Genomic DNA, 6,534 nt, shown 5'->3' with positions numbered 1-6,534 from the left:
CCGGTGGCCACCGGCCAGCGATGCAGCGCATAGTGGCCCATGGCGCGCCCCCGCCGCGCCATCATCAGCAGGCCGAATGGCCAGCCATCAAACAGGAAGAGAGCCCCAACGTATTGCAAGGCGTTGCCTGAAGCGCGGACACCCAGCCCATCGACCACGGTATAGATGGCAATGATGACGGCGTTGGCCAGCGCAAAACCGACAGCCTTGGGCGCATGCAGAGCGTGGCGGCTCAGGCCCAGCACCAGCACACCGCAGCAAATACCCAGGATGCCTGCCCAGGCCAGCGGCGTGAGCGTTTCACCCAGGGTGAAACTGGCCGACAGCGCCACCAGCAGCGGCGCTACGCCGCGCATCAGCGGGTAAGTCAGGCCCAGGTCTCCATGCTGGTAGGCGCGCGTGGTGGCAATGTAGTAGCCGATGTGAATCAGTACCGACGCCCCGATGAATGGCCAGGCCTCAGCCCGCGGCCAGCCAACCAGCAGCACCAGCGGCAACGCCAGCACAGAGCCAATGAGGTGAATGACCGCCATGTCCAGCGCCTTGTCGGCACTGGACTTCACCAGGGCATTCCAGCCTGCATGCAGCAGCGCGCCAAACAGCACGGCACCCAGCACCGGCCAGGTCAGGGCCAGGATTTCAGGCGGCAAGCGAGGGCTCTGCGGCGGGAAGGGTGCAGCGCCTGGCCCGTGCCAGGTAGTGCGCCAGTGGCGGCGTGGCCTTGTGCGCATCTTTCGCGAGATCGTCCCAGAGGCGCAGCTTCACCGCATCCCCGGCACCGGGCTGCGCGATGAAGCGCGCCGCTTCTTCAGCTGAAAAGATGCCGCCCTGCAGCTGCAGGCTGCGTTTGGAATCCGCTGAAAGGCTGGAATGGTAACCACGCCGCGCCGCGCACAGATAGCGCTTGGCATCCACATGCAGCTTGATGGCGTCCAGCACCTCGTCGGGGAAAAGACCCCGCAAAAAAGGCAGTGCTCGGTACTGGTGAACGTCATCCACACCACGCAGCGACGGTGTCTCACCCAGGTCGTGCAACAAGTGCCCCAGGTCATGCAACAGTGCCGCGGTCACCAGCGCATCGCTCGCGCCTTCGGCTTCGCCGAGCGCCGCAGTCTGTAACGCGTGCTGGAGTTGCGTCACGGGTTCGCCGCTGTATTGCTCGCCGCCGCGCTCTTTGAAGAGTTGTTCGATGTCGTCAAAGTTCAGCACGTGAATTCCTTACACAGTACGCATTGAAGAAGAAGGCTACTTAAGCCAGCGGCCGCCGTGGAACCGGCTTCGCCGGGCCGCAGGCTGCGCCCCCTGGAAGGGGGAGGCGCCGAAGGCGCTTCGGGGGTGAATCATGAGCTCCATGGGAGCGAATAGGTTTTTAGATTGGTGAAGCTTTTAATCGCTTCCTGCACGCCCTCTTTATAGCCCAAGCCCGAGTCCTTGATGCCGCCGAAGGGCGTGAGCTCCAGGCGATAGCCTGGCACCTCGCGCACATTGACGGTGCCGACATGCAGCTCGCTGACAAACCGGTTGATGTAGTCCAGGCGATTGGTGCAGACGGCGCTTGAAAGACCGTAGGCCGTGCCGTTCGAAATCTGGATGGCTTCGTCAATGTTTTTGAAGCGGATCACCGGGGAGACGGGCCCGAAAGTCTCCTCGCGCGCTACCGTCATCTGCGGCGACACATGATCGATCAAGGTGGGGGAGTAAAGCGCGCCGCGCCTGTGGTTGCCCGCCAATAATTTCGCGCCCTGCGCCACCGCTTCATTCACACGTGACTCAAACAGCATGGCTGCCGGCTCATCAATCACCGTGCCCATGTCGTTGGCCTTGTCGGCCGGGTCGCCGTATTTCCAGGCCAGGGTCTTGGCCAGCACCTGCTCCACAAATTCGCCGGCCACCGCCTCATGCACCATGAGCCGCTTGATGGCCGTGCAGCGCTGGCCTGAATTTTTATAGGAACCCTGCACGGCCAGCGTGGAGGCCTCGTTGAGATCGGCATCCTCCATCACGATGATGGGGTCGTTGCCGCCCAGCTCCAGCACCACACGCCGGTAACCGGCCTTGCCGGCAATGTACTTTCCGATGGCCACGCCACCCGTAAATGTCACCAGGTCAACCAATGGGTTGGTGATCAATTCGTCCGCAATCTCACGCGGGTCGCCCGTTATCACGCTGAGCATTTCGGGCGGCAAACCCGCCTCATAAAGGATATCGGCGAACAGGAGGGCAGAGAAAGGCACTTTCTCGGACGGCTTGAGCACCATACGGTTGTTGGTCGCAATGCTGGGCACCACCTTGTGCGCCACTTGGTTCATCGGGTGGTTGAAAGGCGTGATGGCGGTGATCACGCCCAGGAGCGGGGAGCGGTGCGTGTAGACGCGGCGCTTCTTTCCATGCGGCGTGAGGTCGCAGCTGAAGATCTGGCCGTCGTCCTTGAGCACCTCGGTTGCACCGAAGAGCAACACGTCACTGACACGGCCTGCTTCGTAGATGGAGTCCTTCAGGCACAGCCCTGCCTCCGCCGTGATGAGATTCGCGACCTCCATCAACCGCGACTGGACGATGGCCGCCGCACGGTTGAGGATGGCTGCTCGTTCATAACGGCTCAGCTGGGGCTTGCAGGCGTGCGCCCTGGCGAAGGTTTCACGGACTTCCTCAAGCGTGGCCTTGGGCACGCTCCCCAGCAGCTTGGTCGTGTACGGATCGAACACCTCGATCGCGCGGTCACCGGTCCGGCCGGCGCCAACCTTGCGGCCAGCCAGTCGCATGGCATTGAGCTGGTGGTCGCGGATGTACTGGTCAATCACTCTGCGGCTTTCAGGACGAGGTATTTGCGGACATGTTTCTTGCGGTTGTTGCCGGATATCTATTGGGCGTAATTGAGCGCCAGGTCGAAGGCATCGAAATTGCGAAAACGCCGGTTGCGGTTCAGGCCCGGCAAGTCCCGGTTCACGATCAGCGGGACACGCTGCTCGCTCATGCCGCCGTGCGAGCGCAGCGGAACTTCGAGCGCAGAGAGATCGTGGCGTGAGACCGATGTGCCGATCACGGTGAAACGTTCGGATACCGCCACAATGTCGCCGATCCGGTCGGCCGGGAGTTCGAAGCGCTCGGCGGCCTGTTCACGCGAAAGTACCAGCTCCATGCCCTTGAGCGCCGCCAGCCGTTTGCGGGCGGCCTCGATGTTTGTGCCCTCGGGCAGGTAGATCGTGGCGAAGGATCCCAGCGCGCCGTGATGCACCACATAGGGGTCGGTGATCGGAAGAATCACACGCGCAACGCCCGCGCCCAGCCAGCTGTCAAACCAGTCCTGCAGGTAAATCACGTCGGGCGTCCCGTCCATGGCCACCTTGGCATTCATGCCATGGTCAGCAGTCAGCACAATGACGCACCCGAGGTCTTCGAGCTGCTGCATATAGCCGTCCATCATGCGGTAGAAGGAATTGGCGCCGTCGGTGCCGGGCGCGTGCTTGTGCTGCACGTAGTCGGTGGTCGACAGGTACATCACATCGGGCTTGTATTTCTGCATGATCTTCACGCCGGCGGCAAACACGAACTCCGACAGGTCCGCGCTGTAGACGCTGGGTAGCGGCTGGCCCACCAGGCCCAGCACGTCTTCAATGCCGTTTTCTTCCAGCGTGACCTGGTCGGCCTTCTCGGACGAAAAGCAGATCCCTTTCATCTTGTGGCCCAGCAGCTTGCGCAACTTGTCTTTGGCTGTAATCACCGCCAGGGACTTGCCCGCGTCCGCAAGGGCCGCCAGCAGGGTGGGCGCACGCAGCCACTTCGGGTCATTCATCATGACCTCGGTGTCGGTGGCAGTATCGAACAGGTAGTTGCCACAGATGCCGTGCACGCTGGGCGGTGCGCCCGTCACGATGGAAAGGTTGTTGGGGTTGGTAAAGCTGGGCACCACGCAATCCCCTGTCAGGCCCGAACCCAGCGCCAGGGTGCGCTTGAGCCACGGCATGTGGCCGGTGGCCACGGCCTGCGCCAGGTAATCAGGCTCGCAGCCGTCCACGCACACCACCACAACGGGCTGGGTCGGCAACCGGTACGCCCGGCCATTGACTTTCACTTCGGTCTTTTTATCAGCGACTGCCACGTTGGAGCCTTCCCTTGTCCATGTTTTTCTCTGGGCCTTTTGCGATGTCGTCATCGACCAGATGCGACGCCCTGGCCTGTGCCGCACGGGCAGCGGGGCTGGCCTGCAGGCGCGCCTGTCGCCGCAGGTCGTTTTCAATCGTGCGCTCTTTGCTCTCGATCACGTGGTCATACATGGCCCGGCCTGCGACGTCCGCGTCACCGGAGGCGATGGCCTTGACGATCTGCCGGTGTTCGTTGGCCGAGATCGGCATGAGCCAGCCGTCGGCCAGGTTCAGGCGCCGGAACAGCGACAGCTCCTTGATGAGCTTGCGATAGATGGCCGTGAGTTTGCTGTTGCCTGCCATTTCCACCAGCCGGTCGTGGAATTTCAGGTTAAGCAGGTGGTAGTTGTAGGCGTCTTCTGCCTTGACGGCCTTTTCCATCGAGTCGACGAGGCCCCGGATTTCCTTGAGTTGGGCCGGCGTGATGTTCCTGGCAAGCTGGCGGCCGACGAGTTCGTCCATCGCGGCGCGCAGATCGAAAATCTCGACGGCCTCCTCGATGGGAATGTCACGCACGAAGACGCCGCGATTTTTTTCGTTGCGCACCAGGCCAGCTTCCTCCAGCATTCGGAAGGCTTCACGCACCGGCCCGCGGGAGACGCCCATTTTTTCAGCCAGCGCCGCTTCAATGAGTTTGCTGCCCGGTTCGTATTCGCCAACAAGAATGGCACGCTCGATTTCCTGCTGCACCACCGTGGTGAGGGAACTGGTCTGCAACAGCGCGATAGTGGGATGAAACACGGCATTCATGCCCTGCATTGAAGCACAAAACACAGGATTGTCAACAATCTGCAAAAAACAATTGACAAGATAAAAGGGGCAGCGTTAAATAAATATTGAGCTGGGTTGATATGACCTGAACACAGGTTGGTCATCGCAGTGTCACTGCCCCGACACGAACAGGTCACAACATTGCAGGTTTTCCACAAAGGACTTTTTATGCAGCTGGCTACCCATCTCAAATCCCTGCCAAAGGCGATCGCTCTTATCGGCTTTTTTGGCCTGCTCACCGCCGCCACCGGCGCATTCGCCCAGAAAACCCAGTTGCTGGTCTACACCGCGCTGGAAACCGACCAGATCAAGGCCTATCAAGAGGGCTTCAACAAGGTCTACCCCGATATCGAAATCAAATGGGTCCGCGACTCGACCGGTGTGATCACCGCCAAGCTGCTCGCCGAAAAGTCCAATCCCCAGGCCGACACCATCATGGGTGTGGCTGCCTCCAGCCTGGCCCTGCTCGACAAGCAGGGCATGCTCGAACCCTACGCGCCGATCAACCTTGACGGCATCATGAGCCAGTACCGTGACAAGAAAAAAGTCCCCGCCTGGTTCGGCATGGACGTGTGGGGTGCCACCGTGTGCTTCAACACCGTCGAAGCCAAGAAGAAAAACATTCCTACCCCGGAGACCTGGCAGGACCTGACCAAGCCCATTTACAAGGGCCAGATCGTCATGCCCAACCCCGCCTCCAGCGGCACTGGCTACTTCGACGTGACCGCCTGGCTCACGCTCTTTGGTGACAAGGACGGCAAGGGTGGTGGCTGGAAATACATGGATGCGCTGCACGAAAACATCGCACAGTACACCCACTCAGGCTCCAAGCCTTGCAACATGGCGGCCGCCGGAGAGTTTCTGGCGGGCATTTCGTTTGAATACCGCGGCAACACCAACAAGGCCAAGGGTGCGCCTATCGACCTGGTGTTCCCCAAGGAAGGCCTGGGCTGGGACCTGGAAGCCTTTGCCATCCACAAAGGCACCAAGAAACTGGACGCCGCCAAGAAACTGGCTGACTGGGCTTCGAGCAAGGATGCCATGATGCTGTACGGCAAGAACTTCGCGATCACCGCGCAGCCCGGACTGGCGCCGCCGCTGGCCAATGTGCCAAAAGACTATGAGGCCCGCCTCGTCAAGATGGATTTCAGCTGGGCAGCAGACAACCGCGAGCGCATTTTGAATGAGTGGACGAAGCGCTATAACTCCAAAACAGAGAAGAAGTAGCCCCCTGTCGGCGGCCTTTTGGCCGCCGTCTCCCCCTCAGGGGGACAGCCGCTGTGGCCCGGCGGAGCCGGTTCCACGCCGCTGCTTGCCCTTTGCGCTGGCGCGACCGTTCAGGTAATACACGTATGACCCACGAATGAACAACGACACTTTTCTGAGCCTGCGTCATATCCGCAAGGAGTTCGGCGCCTTCACCGCGCTGCAAGACATCAACCTGGACATCCGCAAGGGCGAGTTCRTGTGTTTTCTGGGCCCTTCGGGTTGCGGCAAGACGACGTTGTTGCGCATCATTGCCGGGCTGGAGGTGCAGACCTCGGGTGAAGTACACCAGGGCGGGCGAGACATCTCGCGATTGCCGCCCGCGCTGCGCGACTACGGCATCGTGTTTCAGAGT

Annotated in this window: 7 protein-coding genes; 2 read left to right on the top strand and 5 right to left on the bottom strand. The window is 61.1% G+C overall.

Going from position 1 to position 6,534, the window contains the following annotated elements; genetic code table 11:
* From AC1DWI_RS10710 to AC1DWI_RS10690, 5 genes are all read right to left on the bottom strand, one after another.
* Positions 1-650 (bottom strand): EamA family transporter (locus AC1DWI_RS10710; RefSeq protein WP_477724810.1); only part of this gene is annotated, 650 nt, incomplete at its 3' end.
* On the bottom strand, positions 640-1,209 hold the full coding sequence (locus AC1DWI_RS10705; protein WP_477670583.1) for a phosphonate degradation HD-domain oxygenase: 570 nt from the start codon (positions 1,207-1,209) through the stop codon (positions 640-642). The genes AC1DWI_RS10705 and AC1DWI_RS10710, both read right to left, overlap by 11 nt.
* Positions 1,210-1,340: 131 nt before the next feature.
* Complete coding sequence (phnY, locus tag AC1DWI_RS10700; protein WP_477670747.1) at positions 1,341-2,762, bottom strand: phosphonoacetaldehyde dehydrogenase; 1,422 nt, start codon at positions 2,760-2,762, stop codon at positions 1,341-1,343.
* A gap of 98 nt (positions 2,763-2,860) precedes the next feature.
* Positions 2,861-4,099, bottom strand: a complete 1,239-nt coding sequence (gene phnA, locus AC1DWI_RS10695; RefSeq protein WP_477670582.1) for a phosphonoacetate hydrolase — start codon at positions 4,097-4,099, stop codon at positions 2,861-2,863.
* Complete coding sequence (locus tag AC1DWI_RS10690; RefSeq protein WP_457282058.1) at positions 4,086-4,892, bottom strand: phosphonate utilization associated transcriptional regulator; 807 nt, start codon at positions 4,890-4,892, stop codon at positions 4,086-4,088. The genes phnA and AC1DWI_RS10690 overlap by 14 nt, the downstream gene beginning before the upstream one ends.
* A 189-nt stretch (positions 4,893-5,081) precedes the next feature.
* On the opposite strand from AC1DWI_RS10690, the gene AC1DWI_RS10685 reads away from it, so the two are divergent.
* Both AC1DWI_RS10685 and AC1DWI_RS10680 read left to right on the top strand, forming a co-directional pair.
* Positions 5,082-6,140, top strand: coding sequence for a putative 2-aminoethylphosphonate ABC transporter substrate-binding protein (locus AC1DWI_RS10685; protein ID WP_477670581.1), 1,059 nt, complete (start codon positions 5,082-5,084; stop codon positions 6,138-6,140).
* A gap of 136 nt (positions 6,141-6,276) precedes the next feature.
* Positions 6,277-6,534: ATP-binding cassette domain-containing protein (locus tag AC1DWI_RS10680; protein WP_477724809.1), on the top strand; the 258-nt coding region annotated here is incomplete at its 3' end.

This window comes from Polaromonas sp. P3_C2 (assembly GCF_056402675.1).
Note: the sequence above shows the minus strand (reverse complement) of the source record. Positions and strands in the feature narration are given on the sequence as shown.